At 36.9% G+C, this 19,956-nt stretch carries 12 protein-coding genes; 11 read left to right on the forward strand and 1 reads right to left on the reverse strand.

Features of this window, described 5'->3' with window-relative positions:
- Positions 1 to 63 precede the first annotated feature (63 nt).
- From MWJ95_RS05645 to MWJ95_RS05675, 7 genes are all read left to right on the forward strand, one after another.
- On the forward strand, positions 64 to 717 hold the full coding sequence (locus tag MWJ95_RS05645; protein WP_249073483.1) for an S-layer homology domain-containing protein: 654 nt from the start codon (positions 64 to 66) through the stop codon (positions 715 to 717).
- Between the two features lie 166 nt (positions 718 to 883).
- Positions 884 to 1,966 (forward strand): CAP and S-layer homology domain-containing protein, encoded by a 1,083-nt coding sequence (locus MWJ95_RS05650; RefSeq protein ID WP_249073482.1) that lies wholly within the window; start codon positions 884 to 886, stop codon positions 1,964 to 1,966.
- A 559-nt stretch (positions 1,967 to 2,525) separates the two neighbouring features.
- Complete coding sequence (locus tag MWJ95_RS05655) at positions 2,526 to 3,455, forward strand: C40 family peptidase (RefSeq protein WP_249073481.1); 930 nt, start codon at positions 2,526 to 2,528, stop codon at positions 3,453 to 3,455.
- 238 nt (positions 3,456 to 3,693) lie between these two features.
- On the forward strand, positions 3,694 to 5,592 hold the full coding sequence (locus MWJ95_RS05660; RefSeq protein ID WP_249073480.1) for an N-acetylmuramoyl-L-alanine amidase: 1,899 nt from the start codon (positions 3,694 to 3,696) through the stop codon (positions 5,590 to 5,592).
- 175 nt (positions 5,593 to 5,767) lie between these two features.
- The gene (locus MWJ95_RS05665; protein WP_249073479.1) at positions 5,768 to 6,013 is read left to right on the forward strand and encodes a hypothetical protein; all 246 of its coding nucleotides are present in this window, start codon (positions 5,768 to 5,770) and stop codon (positions 6,011 to 6,013) included.
- Positions 6,014 to 6,248: 235 nt separating this feature from the next.
- The gene (locus MWJ95_RS05670) at positions 6,249 to 8,177 is read left to right on the forward strand and encodes an N-acetylmuramoyl-L-alanine amidase (RefSeq protein WP_349294137.1); all 1,929 of its coding nucleotides are present in this window, start codon (positions 6,249 to 6,251) and stop codon (positions 8,175 to 8,177) included.
- A 1,658-nt stretch (positions 8,178 to 9,835) separates the two neighbouring features.
- A complete protein-coding gene (locus MWJ95_RS05675) occupies positions 9,836 to 11,119 on the forward strand; it encodes an oligosaccharide repeat unit polymerase family protein (protein ID WP_249073477.1) in 1,284 nt (427 codons plus the stop codon).
- 250 nt (positions 11,120 to 11,369) lie between these two features.
- Here MWJ95_RS05675 and MWJ95_RS05680 read toward each other — a convergent pair whose 3' ends face one another.
- Entirely contained in the window at positions 11,370 to 13,337 is a 1,968-nt protein-coding gene (locus tag MWJ95_RS05680) for an S-layer homology domain-containing protein (protein ID WP_249104698.1), read from the reverse strand.
- A gap of 237 nt (positions 13,338 to 13,574) precedes the next feature.
- Here MWJ95_RS05680 and MWJ95_RS05685 point away from each other — a divergent pair, with 237 nt between their 5' ends.
- The 4 genes from MWJ95_RS05685 (at position 13,575) to murJ (ending at position 19,955) form a co-directional block, all read left to right on the forward strand.
- Positions 13,575 to 15,839: an S-layer homology domain-containing protein gene (locus tag MWJ95_RS05685; RefSeq protein ID WP_249104699.1), complete on the forward strand. Its 2,265-nt coding sequence runs from the start codon at positions 13,575 to 13,577 to the stop codon at positions 15,837 to 15,839.
- 338 nt (positions 15,840 to 16,177) lie between these two features.
- The gene (locus MWJ95_RS05690) at positions 16,178 to 17,323 is read left to right on the forward strand and encodes a polysaccharide pyruvyl transferase family protein (protein WP_249073474.1); all 1,146 of its coding nucleotides are present in this window, start codon (positions 16,178 to 16,180) and stop codon (positions 17,321 to 17,323) included.
- Positions 17,320 to 18,420 carry a glycosyltransferase gene (locus tag MWJ95_RS05695; protein WP_249104701.1) on the forward strand — a complete coding sequence of 367 codons (1,101 nt, stop codon included), beginning with the start codon at positions 17,320 to 17,322 and terminating at the stop codon, positions 18,418 to 18,420. The genes MWJ95_RS05690 and MWJ95_RS05695 overlap by 4 nt, the downstream gene beginning before the upstream one ends.
- Positions 18,417 to 19,955, forward strand: coding sequence for a murein biosynthesis integral membrane protein MurJ (gene murJ, locus MWJ95_RS05700; RefSeq protein WP_249073472.1), 1,539 nt, complete (start codon positions 18,417 to 18,419; stop codon positions 19,953 to 19,955). The genes MWJ95_RS05695 and murJ overlap by 4 nt, the downstream gene beginning before the upstream one ends.
- Position 19,956 lies beyond the last annotated feature (1 nt).

Here is a 19,956-nt window from a genome sequence, read left to right on the forward strand (position 1 = left end):
AGAAGAGAGGGCATGTCCCTCTTTTCTTTATATATAATAAGGAAGGGAAGCATAAATTTGTCGATGGAGAAGGTACATAAAGCATGGGCTTTAGCAACCGCTGCAGTAGTTGTACCCTGTGTTGTGGCAATGCCTGCAGAAGCAGCGACAATGCCATTTACAGATATAAAAAATAGCGGAAGCGAAGCAGAATTATACAAGGCGGTTAGTGAATTATATAATCAGGGAATTGTCTTTGGAACAACATCGACTACGTTTAGTCCTTATCAAAATTTAACGCGAGGGGAAGCGGCATATTTTTTGGCTAAAGCTCTAAAATTGGAGACAAAAAATGTAGTGAATCCTGGCTTCAGTGATGTACCAACCTCTCATCAATATTACGGGCATATTGCCGCGCTTGCTGAAAAGGGTATTATCCAAAAAGGTACAAATTATAATCCAAATCATTTTATCAAGCGAAGTCAAATGGCAAAGATGTTGACAGTTGGCTTTGATTTACAGCAGGCAACAACATTATCTGCACCATTTTTAGATTTTACGAAAGATAATGAAACTAATAGGTATATTCAAACGTTATTAAATTATGAGATTACACAAGGAACTAGCGCGACGACATTTTCACCTTATACAGATGTCCGACGCGGTCAAATGGCCTTATTCATCTATCGTACTTTGCAAAAAACAGAAGATGATTTCTTTATTATTAGCGTTGAATAAACACGAAAACGCACTCTCAGGTTATTTTCAATCTTAGGGTGGTTTTTTGAAAGGTAAAAGGTAAAATCGGGTAATAATGGATATGTTTGTTGTGCTAATTGCACACGTCCCCCGAAGAAGATCAAATAGTTCTATACATATTTAAATGAAGGAGGAGGTAGTTGTTTTGTTTAAAAAAGTATCTATTGTAGTTGGCATGTCTTGTATTTTGCTGACTACATCATATGCTGTGCCTCTGACAAACACATCTGAAGAAGTATTGGCAGCTAGTATTGCAAAGGATGTATCACAATCACATTGGGCAAGAAGCTCAATAGAACATATGCTAGAAAAGCATTATATGACAAATTATCAGGATGGCTCCTTTAGACCAGAACAAACGATTACTAGGGCAGAGGCGGCAACTGCAATTGCCCGTTCCATGCAGCTAAACCTTGATAACAATTATTCTCCAAATTTTAAGGACTTATCAGCCAAACATCCGAACTATAAAGAAATTTGCGCCTTGGTCAAATTAGGGGTTTTGCAAAATGGTGATTACTTCAACCCTGATGCCCCTTTACAGCGTGCGCAAATTGCCAAAATGCTAACACTCGCTTATAAAATTGAAGTCGATTCTAAAAATAATAGTAAATTTAGCGACGTGAAGCAGGGATATTGGGCAAAAGACTATATTGAATCACTTGCAGATGTTGGGGTTATTAAAGGGATCAACGCACAGCAATTTGCACCAAATCGGTTGGTAACACGTGCGCAATTTGCTTCTCTGGTTGAAAGAAGTCTCGACTTTTCAACGAAGGTAGCAAATCGCGAGGTCGCCTATGACTATTTATCCAAGTCATATATTCCAACAAAAAATTATTCGCCAACCATGTCTAATGATGTCATCCGTTTAGTTAACGTGGAACGACAAAAAAGAAAGCTACAACCCCTAAATTATGATGCAGCATTAACACAAGTTGCCGTTATTAAGGCACAGGATATGGTGAATCGACATTATTTTGAACACAACTCACCTTACTACGGGATGCCCTGGGATATGGCAACATTATTCGATTATCCTTATACGAGCTTTGGAGAAAACATAGGAAGAAAAATCCCATCCCCTGATGCGGCCGTTAAAGCATGGATGGCTTCTCCAACCCACCGTGAAAATATTTTACGAGAAAATTACACAAATACCGGAGTAGCAATTGCCGTGGATAGCAATGGAAATTACTATTGGGTGCAATTATTTTCTAGTCAATAGCTGAAGCGAGCGGGGTAAGAAATACCCGCGCGGAGTGTGAGAATACCCGCGGGAGGGAAGGTAAATACCAGCGCGGAGTGTGAGAATACCCGCGGGGGGGAAGGTAAATACCCGCGGAAGGGAAGCGAATACCCGCGGAAGAGAGGCGAATACCCGCGAAAGTGAAGCAAATACCCGCGGAAGGTGAGCGAATACCCGCGAAGGCGAGAATACCCGCGAATAGCAATAGAATACCCACGCAAGCAGCGTAGCGACAGGTACAGGTGTAACCCGCATTCATCTCACCACCTAAAGGGGACTTCTGCTGAAAAAAAGTAAACTGCACTAATTCTTGTAATCTATTGTGACAAAGCGTAGCGAATATTACAGGAATGTTACAAAAATCCTGAATATCCATTATGTAATACCCATATTTTAACGCTGATAAACCGCGAAACGTTGGTATATCAGTGTTTTTTTGTACTCTCAAAACCGTTACACAATTGAAAAGTTATACTAGCATCTTTTGTGATAGTCTATTTATAGGCAAAAAAGTTTCTGAGAGGGGAATACCGAATATATGAAAAAGAAATGGTTACTACCGATTTTTGCATCTTTTATGTTATTTACAACAACTCAAATAGATACAGCTGAAGCAGCTACAGCATCTGATGTTACTGATACAGCTTCAAAATATTTAGGGGTTCCATATCTTTATGGGGGTACGACTACTAAAGGAATCGATTGCTCAGGCTTTACATCAAAAGTATTTGGAGAATTAGGTATTCAATTAAACCGTACATCAGGCTCACAATATCAACAGGGTACTGCGGTAGCTAAGAATGATCTTCAAGTTGGAGATTTATTATTCTTCAATACTAGTGGTAAAGGTGTCTCACACGTATCGATATACGTAGGTGACGGAAAAATGATTCATTCACAAACAGGTAAAGGTGTTAGCTACTCAAATGTAAACGATCCATATTATTGGGGTTCTCGTTACATCGGTGCTAAACGTGTAGCAACATTTGATAGCACACAAGCTGAAGCTGTTAAAGAAGAAGTAAAGAAAGCTGCGATTGATTTTACAGTTTATGCTTCTCGTGCTGAAGTGGCAGAGCAAATTGCTAAAGCGCTTAACTTGGATACATCCGATAAAAATACGAAATTTACAGACGTAAAACCAACATTTGAACATGCTGGTGCGATTGCTGCTGTATCGAAGTTAGGTATCTTTGATGGTGATGGTAGTGGTAAATTTAATCCATCTTCACCGATAACACGTGCTCAAATCTCGAAAGTTTTAGTACAGGCCTTCGGATTAAAGCAACAAGGCAATGTTGTAACATTTACTGATGCTCCTGCAAATCATTGGGCAAATGAATTTGTTTCAATTCTAGCGTCAAATCATATTACAGAAGGTAAAGGAAATGGTACTTTCGGTTATGATGAAATGTTAAAAATTTCACAGCTTCAAGCATTTATTGAACGCGCACAAAAATTACAATAATATCAAATTCCGTATTACTTAGACAAGGGCTACGTTAGAGTAATACATGCAAGGAAGTTCTTTTAAATAATGAATAAATTGAGGAGAGTTTGCACTTGCAGACTCTCTTCTTTTTATGAAATACCAAATATAGGAGGGGTGCCCAAAAGTAGTATAATAGTTACATTTGTATGATAGTTTTGTCTGTGTGATTTTGCTAAAATGAACCACGAGAACAGGAAGGGAGGAAATAAGACAAATGTACCTCAAAAAAATCAGTCTTATATTATGTGTCTTATTCATTTCAGCTTCTATGTTTACAATACATAGTGCCCAAGCAAGTGGCGGATTTGTAGATGTTCCTAAAACGCATGAAGCCTATGATGAGATCAATTATTTAGTTAGTTTAGGTGTTATTAAAGGATATACGGAAAACGGCAAAACGTATTATAAACCTTATAATAGCGTAACCCGTGGACAAGTTGCCAAAATGGTCGTTATTGCATCAGGTAATAAGCCACTAGTTGTTAATAAATCAAGCTTCACGGATGTGAAAGTCGGAACAGAGCTTTCAGGCTATGTAGAACGTGCTATACAGCTTGGCCTTTTTAAAACAAATATTAAAGGTCAGTTCTATCCGAACAAGCCTTTAACTCGTGATGAAATGAGTTATGTTTTAACTAAAGCGTTTAAACTTGATACAAGTGAATATCAAAATATCGATTCTCCTTTTGTAGACGTAGCTATTACGAATCCGTACGTTACATACGTAAATACAGTTTACTATAATGGTATCGCGCAAGGATCGGGTCAAAAATATAACCCGACTAGCCAAATGACACGTGCGCAGTTTGCATTATTTGTAGCGCGTGCCAAAAGTGAAAAGTATCGTTTAGAGCTACCAGTTAAAGGTGTAGTTGTACCGGATACATCACAAGTCATTGGATTAGTTTCTGTAACTACCGATGGATTAAATATTCGCAAATCTAAAGATTCTTCATCTACTATTAATATTGTAGGTACTGTCAATAAAGGCGGTAAGCTATCCGTTTATGCAGTTGAAGGTGACTGGTTAAAGGTTACTTATAAAGGTGCCTTTGCTTATATTTATAAAACATATGCACAGTTTTTAGATGCAGATGGTAACCCATTAGGGAATGTCCAAAAACAAGTTACTGCAACACAAAATGTAAATCTTTACGTAAAACCAACTTCTTCATCAAAGGTAATTACGTCAATTAATAGCAAAACAAAATTACCAGTGTATAAGACAGTAAGTGGTTACCATTTAACTGTAGTAAACGGTATTCCAGGCTATGTCGTGGCTAATAGTACGGAGGACGTTGAAAAACCTTCTACTCCAGATCCAACTCCGACTCCACCACCAACAGTCTCTGGTGATGTATTAGGTCGAGTGACGGTTGACAGTTTAAATATCCGCAAAGAAGCAAACTCTACTTCTACAGTGCTAGCTAAGCTGAAAAAGGGCGAAACTGTTCAAGTAAACAGTATTAACGGCTATTGGGCTCAAGTTACTTACCAAGGTCAAAAAGGGTATGTCCATAAGTCATACGTAAAGTTACTAAACCAAAGTGGTAACCCATTGAAAGACCGAATCATTATTATTGACCCAGGACATGGCGGAAAAGACGTTGGTACATTGTATGGTTCTTTCTACGAGAAAAATATTACATTAAAGGTTAGTACGATTGTAAAGAACAAGCTGGAAGCAGCAGGTGCAAACGTTAAGATGACACGTACAGGTGATACGTTCCCTTCATTACAGGGGCGTGTAGATTTTACAAATGCTAATTACGGTGAAATCTTTGTAAGTATCCATGTTAACTCTGCATCGAATACTTCTGCACAAGGTACTGAAACATATTATGCAAAATCAACAGGTGATATGTATCAAGAGGACATTGATCTTGCGACATTTGTAAATAATCAAATCGTTAATAACGTAAAAATGAAAAATCGTGGTGTTAAAGAACAACAATATTACGTAATTCGCAACACGATTATTCCAGCTATTCTTGTTGAGCTAGGCTTCCTATCAAATAGTGAAGACCGCGCTAAACTGACAAGTGATCAATATGCTGAGATGTATGCTGATTCCATCTATAAAGGAATTTCGCAATACTACGCAAAAAAATAATAACAACGGGCTACATTGTTCAATGAACAATGTAGCTTTTTTACTTAAAAAAGCATGAGGAAGAAAGAGGCAATTGAATCACGTTGTATGTACAATTGCTGTACGCATCATGCCAAGCTGAAAGTACTATGAGAAAAACTATATTTCCGAAAAAAATGATAAAAAGAGACAAGAAATGCTTGTTGCATTTAATGAATTTGTATCTTTTGTAGATAACCATTCCTCCTTGGTAAGAAGTTTGTTATACGACCAAGTAAAAAAAGATGAATATGTAGCATTGGAAACAGCTATTGCTAAAGAAATTCTTTTATTCCAAAAAGCTGTAACTGACCCTGAAAGACGAACGCATGTCGAAAACCTTGAAGTAGCTTCGAAAGAGTTCAACAACTATATTAAAGAACAAATGGATAAAAGCATGTGATAACTTATCTTGAAAATTCTATTAATAATAGGTCCTGAAAGTCTTGTTAGATATAGGCTTTCAGAAATTTTTAATTTGGGGGATTCCAGTAGAAAGATATTGGGTTAACATGCCGAAAGATACATCCTATAATAGCATTCTATTATTTATGATAAAAGTTTAATAATTCCTGTATTTAATAGTTTTACCTGTCTAATTTTGTTAATATTAATGTTAGAACAAGAAAGGAGGAAATATGACATTGAATCTTAAAAAAATTAGTGTTGTATTATGCGCCTTATTCGTTTCAGCAATGTTTACAATACATAGTGCACAAGCAAATAGTGGTTTTGTAGATATTCCAAACAAGGATGAGGCATATGAAGAAATCAATTATTTAGTTAATTTAGGTGTTATTAAAGGATATACGGAAAAGGGCAAAACGTATTATAAACCTTATAATAACGTAACGCGTGGACAAGTTGCTAAAATGGTGGTTGTTGCATCAGGTAACAAGCCATTAGTTGTTAATCGATCAAGCTTCACGGATGTAAAAGCAGGCACAGAGCTTTCAGGCTATGTAGAACGTGCTATACAGCTAGGCTTTTTTAAAACAAATATAAATGGGCAATTTTTACCAAATAAGCCGTTAACTCGTGATGAAATGAGTTACGTATTAACAAACGCGTTTAAGCTTGATACAAGTAAGTATAAAAATATCGATTCTCCTTTTGTAGATGTAGGTATAACTCATCCGTACGTTACATTCGTGAATACGATTTACTATAATGGTATTACAAAGGGAAGCAATCAAAATTATAATCCAAATGAACAAGTGACACGTAAACAGTTTGCGTTATTTGTAGCGCGTGCCAAAGAAGAAAAATATCGTTTAGAGCTACCAGTTAAAGGTGTAGGTGTACCGGATGCATCACAAGTCATTGGCCTAGTTTCCGCAACAACTGACGGCTTAAATATTCGTAAATCAAAAGATTCTTCAGCTGCTACTAATATTGTTGGCACTGTCAACAAAGGCGGTAAACTATCAGTCTATGCAGTTGAGGGAGACTGGTTAAAGGTTTCCTATAAAGGTGCCTTTGCTTATATTTATAAAACGTATGCACAGTTTTTAGATGCAGATAGTAACGCATTAGGGAATGTCCAAAAGCAAGTTACTGCAAAACAAAATTTAAATCTTTACGTAAAACCAACTTCTTCATCAAAGGTGATTACATCCATTAATAGCAAAACAAAATTACCAGTGTATAAGACAGTAAGTGGCTACTATTTAACTGTAGTAAACGGTATTCCGGGCTATGTTGTGGCGAATAGCACAGAGGAAGTTGTAGTAGAAAAACCTACAACTCCAGATCCAACACCAACACCAACACCAACACCAACTCCACCATCAACAGTTTCTGGTGATCTATTAGGTCGAGTGACGGTTGACAATTTAAATATCCGCAAAGAAGCCAACGCTACTTCCGCAGTAGTAAGCAAGTTAAAAAAGGGCGACTTTGTTCAAGTGAACAGTATTAACGGTTATTGGGCACAAGTTACCTATCAAGGTCAAAAAGGGTATGTCCATAAATCTTATTTAAAGCTTTTAAATCAAAAGGGTAATCCGTTAAAAGATCGAATTATCATTATTGATCCGGGTCATGGTGGTAAGGATCATGGAACCATTTTCGGTAAAACGATTTTCGAAAAAGACATTACATTAAAGGTCGGTACTCTTGTCAAGAACAAACTACAGGCTGCAGGTGCAAATGTAAAGATGACACGTACAGGTGATACATTACCTTCATTACAGGGGCGTGTAGATTTTACAAATGCTAATTACGGTGAAATCTTTGTAAGTATCCATGTTAACTCTGCAGTGAATACTTCAGCACTAGGCACTGAGACATTTTATTCAGTGTCAACAGGTGATATGTTTAAGGAAGATATTGATTTAGCGACATTTGTAAACAATCAAATCATAAATAACGCAAATATGAATAATCGTGGTGTTAAAAAATACAACTATTATGTCATTCACAACACGATTATTCCAGCTATTTTAGTAGAGTTAGGCTTCCTATCAAATAACGAAGACCGCGCTAAGCTGACAGATGATCAATATGTTGAGAAATATGCTGAATCCATCTACAAAGGAATTTTGGAATATTACTCAAAACAATAATAATGAAGAGCTACATCGTTCAATAGTAGACGATGTAGCTCTTTTTGTAGTATTAAGGGGAATTTTATTAGCGTAAAGAAATGATCTACCGGCGAACCTGTATATTTAGCGGCGGAAGTCACGGGTTTAGCGGCGCACCATGCATAATTAGCGGCGGAATTCACAGGTTTGGCGGCGAACTATGTATAATTAGCGGCGGAATTCATGAGTTTAGCGGCGAATCGAGCATATCAATCGGCCGAATTCACAAGCTTATCAGCGATATATGAATAAATAGGAAACAATTGTCGATTGTTGGAACCTTTTAAGCGTGTGAACGTTTTAATTTTTGCAATCGTTTTGCAATCGTTTTGCGATCATCACGCCCTCTATAAGGATATATGTATCGTATGTTCCAGTGGCTAAATTACCAGGCATAGTAAATCTGATATTTTTCCGAATTGGTACTAATATCTCTTTGAACTCAGTATTGCCTGTTGCGGAATCATCAGCCAGTCCTGTTCATGCCCGTATTAACACCTTTATCGTTTGTGCCTAAATTTCTCCTTTCAATGTACAACGTGCAGGCACATTAACATTGTTCTTAATCGCTACAGTGGAGAAAAAAGTAAATTTACCAGACGGTGGGGCACATAGCTATCGTAGCTACCCAATTTAATGCATGCTTCATAAATATTTGTGCATTTTTGTCACCATTCGTTGTGAAATAGGCTACACCATTTTATCCTGCCAATCCGCTTCATTATTGAATTGAACAACTCGGCCTATACTGTGCAATAGCATTGGCTACGTCAATGTCAATTTCCTGTTTTATGGATAAACAGTAAGTACTCTAACACAATATCTTCAAGGGGTTTTTGCGGATTCATTATAGGCTGTCTAAAAGGCACAAATTGCATCATCTCCATTTCAAACGTACATTTTGACATTTTCACGTTCTTGTTGCTGATAAAAAAGCTTTAAGTTCCGGGCTATAGTTAACCTTTTCAGAAACAAGTTGGTCATTAACTGTTCCACAAGGGTGTGTAATATTGACATATTTCTCACTACTTCCAGAGAAAGAGCATGCTACGGGTAGTGAAATGAATAATTCTTCATACCATTCACATCCTTAATTTTGTACTTTTCTTTAATTATGTGTGATTGAACCATGAAATTTGCACTACTTATGTATCGTGCCTCTAAATAATCGATAAATCATTAAAAAAGGGTGGAACATTAGTTAAGACGTATGCTTTGAATAGAAGTAGATTGGAGTGGATGCTGGGCGACTCCTGGTGATCAATAGAGGAACGACGGTTAAAAACGCCTTCGAAAACAACAAATGTTTTCTGTAGCGAAAGCGAAGCGCTAGTCGGAACGGATATAGTGATTAGCTCAACAATTGTTGTGGTATAATTTTTTCTAAAATAGATTGTCGATTGATGTGAGGGGAAAATTGTGTGCAAGGGGACCAATGGTAGGGGGATTGGCTCGGAAGACTGGGGATAAACTCGTAATTTAGAGAAAAAGAGAAATCATTGCATAATTTTATATAAAATCAATTATAAGTCTATCTGTATTTATGTTATAATAACACTTGTTTTGCTTAAAAAGAATAAACAACTATGATTCGCGATAGAGGAGGGCAATCACATCTACTGAGATGTATGACATTTATGAATAAACTGAAACAAACCTTTGCAAAGGTCAACAAAATTGATACGTTTTCGCCGTATTTCTTTTTACCTTTTATATTAGTGCTCTATTTCTTTACAAGTCTATTTGATTTCCATCGATTTGAATTATTTAATTTACGTGTATCAATTTGGCCAGCGGTATTTTTAGCAGTAGCCTGCTATTACATCGGTGTGTACATTATTGATAAGTTACAATGGACAATCCCATCATTTGGTTTATCCTTCTTTGGGAAATATGTTGTTCATTTTATCGTACTTTTAACTTTACTAGGTTTAGTTTCATATGTATTAATGATGATTTCCGGTGGTGGGTTAGGAATTTCTGATGAATCTAACCGCCGTAACCTTGATCCAAAACTAAACTTCTTTGCACAATTATTATGGTATGGTGTTTTACTGCTAATATCTTATAAAATGATTTTAGAAAAAAATATGACATGGAAAAAAACATTAATCTACGGCTCCATGTATGCTGCTGTAATGTTCTTATTCCTATTAATGGGTTACCGTACGCCATTAATCATTATGTTATTTACTGGTATTATCATTTTCCATTACGTTGTAAAACGTGTGAAATTAACATGGTTCCTTACGGCTCTGTTTGTTATCGGAGTAGCTTTCTCAATGTTTGGTTTCTTCCGTGTTGTATCAGAGGATACAACGAAGGAATTTAATAGCCGTGAACAGCCAGAAGTAGCTTTAACTGAAACAGAAAAGGAACAACTTTTATCAGTAGAGCAGCAAGTGAATTTAACACCAAAATGGATTCGTTCATTAAATGGTGAGAGCGTAACTGGCCATATTGTTTTAAGTAAAATTATGGAATATACACAAGAAGAAGGCTACCTTAAAGGGGAAATCCATGCTGGTGTCTTCAATACCATTTTACCGGGCGAACAAGTATCGCCACGTATGAGAGTAACAGAGGTTGTAAACTCTCTAAGCGAATCAGAAGGTAAATATATTACACGTCCTAATAGAACAACAACACCTACATTTATCGGTCAATTATTCTTAGATGGCGGTTATCTACTTGTAGCAATTGGCTTCTTCTTATACGGTGTATTAATTTCATTAATTTATAATAAAGTGAAGCAAGGTGGTATTCGTAGTTTCCACTCAGTAGCTTATGCATTTGTCATTACCGTATTTACAGTATCTATGCATACGGGCTTACTTGATTTAATCTTTATTTTAATGCTTGGCTTTGTCATAATTGCGTCAGCGATTATTAAAACAGATAAAAAGAAGCTTTCATACTAAACAATACAAGAGATGTCTCAAATATTATTTGAGGCATCTCTTTTTCGTTAGGTATTATTATCCGTCGCTTTTATTTCACCAAAAACAGATGTTGGGCCGAGACTCTGGAGCGCAGCGGGGAGGGGCTTGTGATAACGTCTACGTGACCAGAACCCGACGCCCCCGGAAAAAGCACTTAGTCGGAAAGGAACCTTAAATAGCTTCCCAACAACAAAAAAAGTCGCCCTAATAGGATAGGACGACTTCTTTTTTATTTGACTGTATTGATTACTTTTACGTAGTCTTTGCTAACGAAAGCTGTACTTGTATGGAGCTTGTCAGAAAGGACTTCATACCAGCCGTTTGTAGCAGAGCTTGTGATGATAACAGGCATACCGCTTCGTGCATATGTGAATAGTGGGCTAAAGCTAGTAGCCGCGCCAGTACGAACGTTTAAGCCGTTTGTTGTTGTTAGACCAACTGTGTATGGGTTACGGGCATCCTTAAAGCCTAACGCCTTTTCAGCACGGTAATAGTGTCCGGCAATTTTTGAACCCCAGAATGGATCAGAAGCGTATTTTACGTTAAAGCCAAGCGCTTTTGAACCAACTACTGCACCATTAGCAAAGTTTTTACCAGGTGAACCCCCTGGAGTAATGTAGTTTGGCTGTAGGAATTTATCCACAAGCTCATTGATATTGTCAGCTACACTATCAAATTTTTTGTTGTCTGGGTTTGTATCATACACGTACAAACCAAATAGGTTATTTAAATCTTGTGCACGGGGACTCATACCATAAGCACTCTCATGCTGTGCAAGTGCCAACACGAGCATTGCGTTAATTTGGGATTTAGCTTCTACATTTTTCAATGTTTTCCCTAAACCTATTAACTTACTTTTCTTTGTAGCATCTTTATAACTGCTGACTCCTGTACTCTCAACTTCTGCTAGCTTTTTCATAATATAAGCATCTATTTCTTGTGCAGTATATTTTGTTTGAGCACGGGCAGGTAAAAATTGATAGTAGTTATAAGCATCACCTTTAGATGAGCCACTGCTATTTGTGAAATAAATACCGTCCCAGCTATAGTATCTTTCGCCCTGCTTCATAAATGCTGGTGCTTTTCCGAAAACATAGCTAGAAGAATACTTATTTGTTTTGTAATCGTAGAGTGTGTGTTTAATTTCGCCATTTTCATTTGAATAGTACGAACGACCTTTGCTCATTGAAAATGGGATTAATGTAACATCAGCGTGCTTTAAGTAGCCGACCTGACCTGCTAGTCGAACTTTTACTTGTGTTGCATCACTACTTAGGTATTCCATTTCTGTGTTTGCTGCAACAGATATCGCGTCATTAATTGTTTCAGATTTAAGGGCTAAATAATCATTTGTAACAACGATGCCTGAGGACATTTTTACAATTTTGTCACTTTGGACAATAACCTGTGTGTTTTTTGTCATAGCTTTTTCAGCAGCTTCAAAGGTAGAGAATCCTTGGTTGCCAACTAATGCACCGTTTGAAATTTCTTTCACAGCATATTTAGAGGGGCCAGTTGTATTACCACCGCTAGTATTACCATCATTAGAACCGCCACTGTTTGAATTGCCATCGTTTGGTTCACCAGCATCTGGATCACCAGCAAGTTGCATTAAACGTAGAATAAACGATGATGATTGTCCAATCGTTGCGTTTTTTTCAGGCATAAAATTACCATTAGAGCCTTGAATGATTCCTAGTTGTGCACCTATAGCTACTGCTTGACGGTAGTCTTTATAAATAGCTGCATTATCCTTAAAGGTAATAGAAGAAGTACCTTTAGGAATTTTTAAATAATCAATAGCTCTCTCAAGCATAACCGCCATATGTTGTCTTGAAATAACGGCATTAGGTTTAAATGAACCATCTCCGTAGCCTGTAATAATCCCAGCTGAAGCAGCAAGTTTAATACCTTTTGCATGTACATATGTATCTGGAACATCTTTAAAGACCATGTCGCTTGTCGTTTGAAGATTCATGGACTTCGCTAAATAAGAAGCAAACTCTCCACGTGTCACATTGTCATTTGGACGATAACTTCCTTTAGCATCTTTTATTAGTGCATCTTTGGAAATTAAATAACGAAGACCCTGTTCATGTGAATGCCCTGTTAGTTCATCGGCAAATGCCAGTTGGGGCTGCCAAAGAAGCATGCCGATAACTGTCATGAACAAAGCAATGATTGATAGTTTTTTCATATTTTACCCTCCTAGACTTCTACATCATTTTACCAAAGTTATAGAGTAACGATAAGGTCAAATGTTAGAAAAATCATAAAATGAGACTATATAAATAGATTTCGTGTCAATTAATATAAAACTGGAAAATAGCTTAAATGTTCCATGGCTATTTTGGCATATTTTTGCTAATCTTATAGAAGTAAAACATGTGAAGGGAGAGTTGAGAGCTCCATATTTCCTTGGAGTGCAAAAAAAATGAAAAAAATAGCGAAAAATTTACTAGTTTTAGTTGTATTATTGTCAATGGTTGTTAGTCCGTTAAATGCTTATGCAGCACAAACGGTTAAGAAGGATTATAAACTATCAAAAGGTGTGCAGTATAAACAATATACATACAGCAGTACCAAAACAAATTCTATTAATCATATTGCTATTAATGTAGATGAGCCAACGACAGAAGTACAATTAGGTATGCCCGCAACAGTCAATGGTAAAGAATCTACAGTCGCAAATGCTAATCGCCATTCACGCGAAGGGAATCGTGTAGTTGGCGCTATTAATGCAAGTTTCTTTGATATGTCGGTAGGTTTCCCATTATTTTTACTTTCTAAAGATAATGTGATTTTAAACGGTGGTGCAGTTTCAAACGGCTCCGATGAATATATGAATGTTCCTACAGCTTTCGGGGTTGCACCTGATGGCAGAGGGGTCATTGACTATTTTGATTTTGATGTAACACTTTCTCATAAAGGTAAAAACTATGAAATGTCGGGAATGAACCGTGCACGTAATATATATGAAGGAATTGTTTACACACCACAATTTTATAGTAAAACAACAAATACGAATGAATATGGTTTCGAAATCGTAGTAGATACAGGAGCTCCGATTACTGAAAACAAATTTGGTCAAACATTAACTGGGAAGGTTAAGCAAATTACACCTTATGGATCGAAGGAGAAAATATCCATTCCTTCAACTGGTTTCGTCGTTTCTTTACAAGGTGGGGATTGGCACAGTAAGTTAAGCAAAATTGCAATTGGAGATGAGTTGAGTGTTAACTTCTCGATTGATAAGCTTTGGAAGGATGCGAAGTTTATCTTAGCTAGTGGTCCGTATCTAGTAAAAGATAATAAGCCTTACATTATGATGAGTACATCTAGCAGTCGTGCAAAAGCGGTTGTGCCACGTACAGTTGTAGCGACAAGTAATAACGGAAAAACAGTTCACTATATTACCGTCGATGGAGGTCAGAAACATAGCGCAGGGATGAACATGGTTCAACTTGCTAACTATTTAGTGTCACTTGGTGTCGATCGAGCAATTAACTTAGATGGTGGCGGCTCAACAACAATGGGCATTCGAAATCCCGGTACTAATAATGTCGTTTTAGCGAACCTACCATCAAATGCAGGTAATGCGCAACGCCTTGTATCCGCAACATTACAAGCTGTTAGTACGGCACCGACCGGCAAAGGCGCAATTATTAAATATACGCACAGCACAAACCATGCAACTCTTTTAGCAGGTGCTTCGTCTAGTATAGCAGTGCAATATATTTGGGATGAAAACTATAATCCGCTACCACTAGAAGGTCGTGTATCGCTAAAATCTGAGAATAATACGTTGAAAATTAACGGCTTGAACTATACTTCAACGACAGCTGGCAATGATCGTATTTACATCAACCACGATGGTACACCTGTTCAATCGTTCCAAGTGAAAGTAGTAGATGCTCCAGCAGAAATGAACATTACACCAAAGTCAAAAACAGTAGGATCAGGCGAAACTGTCAAATTTACGATGGATGCAAAGGATGAGGGTGGCAAACCTTTAGTTTACAATGCATCACAGGTGAAATGGACTGTAGAAGGTAATATCGGTACAATTACTAGTGATGGTAAGTTTACAGCTAAAAATCCAGGGGCTACTGGTAAAGTAGTAGCGACCTTAGGGAAAAAACGTGCAGAAGCTGCAGTAACTGTAGCAAAGGGCGCGTTGTTTAAAGATATTCCTAGTAATTATGTATACTATAAAGAAATTGAGTATTTAACAAAAAATAAAATTATTACAGGTCAAGCAGATGGCACATTTAGACCAAATGACAAACTTACACGTGCACATGCAGCAGTTATTATTAGTCGTGCACTTGGTTTAAATACATCAAACGTCAAAAATCCAGGTTTTAAGGATATTCCAGCGAATCACGTTTACTATAAACAAATCGCATCTGTCGTTGAGTCTGGTATTATGAGTGGTAAGGGCAACAATACCTTTGATCCGAATGGTACTTTAACTCGTGCACAAATGGCGAAGGTTGTAGCATTGGCTTATAAACTAGACGGGACAAGCAGTATCAACTTTAAAGATGTATCAAAAAATCATTGGGCATACACATATGTTCAGCAGTTAGCTGCAAATAAAATTACAACTGGCTATGGTGATAATACCTTTAAGCCAAATGAAGCAATTAACCGAGCTCATTTTGGATTATTCCTTTATAGAGCAATCCATAAATAAAAGCCGCCCTTAAAAGAAAGGCTTCGTATTTATTAAATAGCAAACTAGTAGTGTTACCTAGTTTGCTATTTTTCTCTTTAAATAAAAATGTATGGAAGTGAGCGAGTTGGCTTGTATTCTTGCAAGTAGAAAAATACTCGATTGTTACTTTTTTAAGTAATCTTGTCTATAAGTTGGAAGTGGAGGCTTGGTGACTCCTTGGTGATGAGCATATTTTTTATCATGTTACAAATCTACTAGCGACTTTTGAAGCTCACTTTTTTTACTATTTTTAAAAAGAACGAAAATGTGCAATTGTGGTATAATCTCAGTATTAAAAAGTAAAAGGATGTTTTTTAATGAAAATAGGCATTGTGGGGAATTACGGCAATGATAATAATGGTGATGAATCAATATTATACGGCATTCTTCAACAAGTAAAACAAACATTTTCGGTAACTAGTGATGACATTACCGTTTTTAGTAATAATACACAACAAACATCCGAACGCTATGGGGTACATAGCTATCCATTGTATTACAGAAAGAGTAACTTATTTAAAACGTTTATCCATACTTATAATAACAATAAACAATATGTATCAACATTTGACCTCCTCATCATTGGTGGTGGTGGTATTTTAATGGATTTTTATAAACGTGAGGCTCACCTGTATGGAGCGTATGCAATGATGGCAAAACAAAGTAATGTTCCCTACATTATTTACGGATGTGGCGCTGGACCGCTAGATACGTTTTCCGGGAAAATTAGTATTCGCGTAATGTGTCGTTATGCAGCAAATATCTCTGTACGTGATCCCCAGTCTAAAAAGCTTTTGCAAAGTATTGGGGTGAAAAAGCCAATAGAAGTTATTGGTGATCCTGCATTTACATTAAAAGGGGATCGTCATGATTATGCAGATAAACCAGTTAAAATAGGTGTATCAGCGGTTCCGTACTATAATGCAAACTATTGGCCAGAGGGAAATGTTGAAAAATATGATGCGTATGTTACAAGCATGGCAAAAAATTTAGATCATGTAATTTCTGAGCATAATGTCAAAATTACATTTTTTGCCACTAAGTTCCCGCAGGACGTCACTGTGACGAAAGATATTCAGAAAAAAATGCAACAACGTGAACATACAGAAATTATCGATGAAAATTTGGTGCCGGAGCGATTACTTGATGTAACGGAGAAGCAGGATATTATTATCGGCACACGTCTGCACTCGCTTATTTTGGCCACAAATTCAGAAACGCCGATTATTGCGATATCCTATCATACAAAAGTACAGGATTTTATGTCCTTTGTGGGCTCATCAGATCGTTGCTTACAAATGCAAGATATAGAGGATGATGAGAAGGCTCTATCCACATTAGTTGGCAAACTAAGTAGCAATTGGGCGCAGTCGATCGCGGAGACGAAACAAATTGCTACCCATATTCATAAAGAGGCCATGCGTGGTCAGGAATTAATGAAAAAGGCAGTGACACGTCTATGAAAAAAATACTTGTAATTAGTAATATGTATCCAACTTCTGATCATTTATCATTCGGTATTTTTGTGAAAAACCAAGTCGCTGCACTTGAAAAAGCAGGACTAGACGTAGATATATCTGTTAATACTAATCCGGCAACAGGCAAGAAAAACACCATTATGAAATATACAAAATGGGGTTTATCGACATTGATGAAAGGCTTAAAAAACAGAAAGTCTATTGATGTCACACATGCACATTATGTGTTTCCATCGGGTATGCTGTCGCTACTATTAAAGAAAATGTTTGGCATACCATTTATCGTTACAGCGCATGGTGGCGATATTGAGCGCATGGCGAAGAAGAACGCTAGAATTCGCAATTGGACAGCGAGTATTTTACGTGAAAGTGAACATGTTATCGCAGTAGGTCCTGTCTTAGCTCAACAAATTGAACAAGATTTTGGCATTGAAAAAGGTAAAATCTCTGTCGTTAGTATGGGTGTGAATCGTGAGGTTTTCACAAAAGGAAATCAAGAAGCGGTATGCAAAGAACTGCAATTAGCAACTGAGCCATTTAGATTTTTATTTGTAGGAAATGTTATTAAACAAAAAGGCGTTGAAGAGCTGTTACAGGCTTTCCAAATGCTAAAAACAAAAGTATCTCGTCCTGTAGAGTTAAATATTGTAGGTTCTAGAAGAGATCAATCGTTTTTCCAATCTTTGCAACCATTAATCAGTGAAGACGTCAAATTTATAGATCCACTAAAACAACAAGAACTAGTAAAGTGGTTCCAAGCAAGTGATGTCTTTGTATTACCATCTCATTTAGAAGGATTTGGATTAGTGGCATTAGAGGCATTAGCGACAGATACACCTGTTATTGCTTCAAATGTAGGCGGACTTGTATCGTTGCTTGGAGAAGGCGCAGGGCATTTAGTGGAGCCCGAAAATGCGATGGTTTTATCTGAGGAGATGCTGCGTGCCGTGAACACGCCAACAGAACAATATATGAATCGTGAAGCGGTCGACAAAGTTTTAGCCATTCACGATGAAAAAAATATAACAGCTCGTTGTATTGAGATTTATAAGTCGGCCATTGAAGGTAGGGATGACTTATGAAAAATTTTTTAAAAGTAATCGGAGCGGTTGCGATTATTAATATTGTAGCTCGTGTTTTTGGATTCTTACGCGAAGTGATTATTGGTTCTCAATATGGTAGTAGCCATATTGCTGATAGTATTTTCACAGCTTATACAATTCCAAATTTTTTATATCTAGTCGTAGGTGGTGCATTTACTACTGCCGTCATCACGATTTATAATCGGGAAACGACGGACCGTGCACTATTTGTTAAACAGTCCTTTACAATTGTTTTGTTAACCGTTTCCATTATGACCATTGTCATGTTAGCATTCACGAATCCGATAATGGACATGTTTAATCAAGCTAAAGCTGAAAAGGGCAGATTAAGTCAAAGTGATTTAGAGTTAGCTAAAAATCTATATTATTGGATGATGCCATCGTCAATCTTGCTCGTATTATCCTCATGGTATAGCGGATTGCTAAACGCAAATCATAAATTCCATTTGTCTAGTTTTGCCATTTTAATTTATAATGCAGTGTTTTTATTAATTGCTGTAGTTTTATCTAATATTAAAAGTATCGGTGCAATTGGATATGGGATTAGTGCATTAGCAAGTGCGATCATAATGATATACTTCTTAATTGCCGGCTATCGTAAAATGGGTTCGTTTAAGGTTGGTTTTTCATTTGAACGTAATAGTGCATCAAAGCAATTGTGGGTAATGATCTTACCGATTATGCTTGGTGGCGCTACCATTCAACTTTATGCATTATTACAGCGTGTTTTTGCAGGGATGTTATCTGAAGGAGCAGTAGCTGCTGTAAACTATGCCTCAAGGCTTATGCAATTCCCACAAGCTATTTTAATTACAGCAGTAACAACTGTTATCTTCCCGATTTTGAGTAAAAAAGAGGGAGAGAACGACCATGCTTCCATTAAAAGCTTATACTCAAAAGGGTTACATTATCTATTGTTGTTACTTTATCCTGTAACAATCTACTCATATTTTTACTCAGAGAATCTAATACAGGTTGTTTATCAACGAGGTGAATTTGATGAACTTTCAACTGCAATTACTACACCAGTAATGGCAATCTTCTGTTTATCGATGTATTTTTTAGCCGCAAACATGTATATAACGCGCTTTTATTATGCAAAGGGTGACTCAATGGCACCTGTTGTCTTTAGCATAATCAATGTATTTGCTGTTAATATTGCTGTTATTATGCTACTTGTTGACAAGTGTGGAGCAGAGGCAATTGCCTGGGGTACATTTGTAAGTTCAGTAACAAACTTTATTATGCTAATTGTTTATGCAGGCTTTAAATATGACCTGAAAATGGGGATCTTCAGCAAAGAGCTTCAATTTTTCAGAGCAGTTCCACCAATGATCATTATCACAGTTGTTTTGTATTTTTCAAGTAAATATTTAGTATTTAGCAACATGTATATAAATTTCATTGTAAGCCTTGTTATTTTTAGTGCAGTAGTTGTTGGCTCGTACTTATTATTTGGCGTGAAAGAAGTTAAAGAATACGGCAATAAATTAAAACGGAAGTTTTCTAAATAAT

It is taken from the genome of Lysinibacillus sp. Bpr_S20 (assembly GCF_023337835.1).
Taxonomy (GTDB): domain Bacteria; phylum Bacillota; class Bacilli; order Bacillales_A; family Planococcaceae; genus Lysinibacillus.

Coding starts and splice junctions, on each gene's coding strand:
- MWJ95_RS05645 (WP_249073483.1), top strand. CDS start 64: ATGGAGAAGGTACATAAAGCATGGGCTTTAGCAACCGCTGCAGTAGTT.
- MWJ95_RS05655 (WP_249073481.1), top strand. CDS start 2,526: ATGAAAAAGAAATGGTTACTACCGATTTTTGCATCTTTTATGTTATTT.
- MWJ95_RS05660 (WP_249073480.1), top strand. CDS start 3,694: ATGTACCTCAAAAAAATCAGTCTTATATTATGTGTCTTATTCATTTCA.
- MWJ95_RS05665 (WP_249073479.1), top strand. CDS start 5,768: ATGCTTGTTGCATTTAATGAATTTGTATCTTTTGTAGATAACCATTCC.
- MWJ95_RS05670 (WP_349294137.1), top strand. CDS start 6,249: ATGACATTGAATCTTAAAAAAATTAGTGTTGTATTATGCGCCTTATTC.
- MWJ95_RS05675 (WP_249073477.1), top strand. CDS start 9,836: ATGAATAAACTGAAACAAACCTTTGCAAAGGTCAACAAAATTGATACG.
- MWJ95_RS05680 (WP_249104698.1), bottom strand. CDS start 13,337: ATGAAAAAACTATCAATCATTGCTTTGTTCATGACAGTTATCGGCATG.
- MWJ95_RS05685 (WP_249104699.1), top strand. CDS start 13,575: ATGAAAAAAATAGCGAAAAATTTACTAGTTTTAGTTGTATTATTGTCA.
- MWJ95_RS05690 (WP_249073474.1), top strand. CDS start 16,178: ATGAAAATAGGCATTGTGGGGAATTACGGCAATGATAATAATGGTGAT.
- MWJ95_RS05695 (WP_249104701.1), top strand. CDS start 17,320: ATGAAAAAAATACTTGTAATTAGTAATATGTATCCAACTTCTGATCAT.
- murJ (WP_249073472.1), top strand. CDS start 18,417: ATGAAAAATTTTTTAAAAGTAATCGGAGCGGTTGCGATTATTAATATT.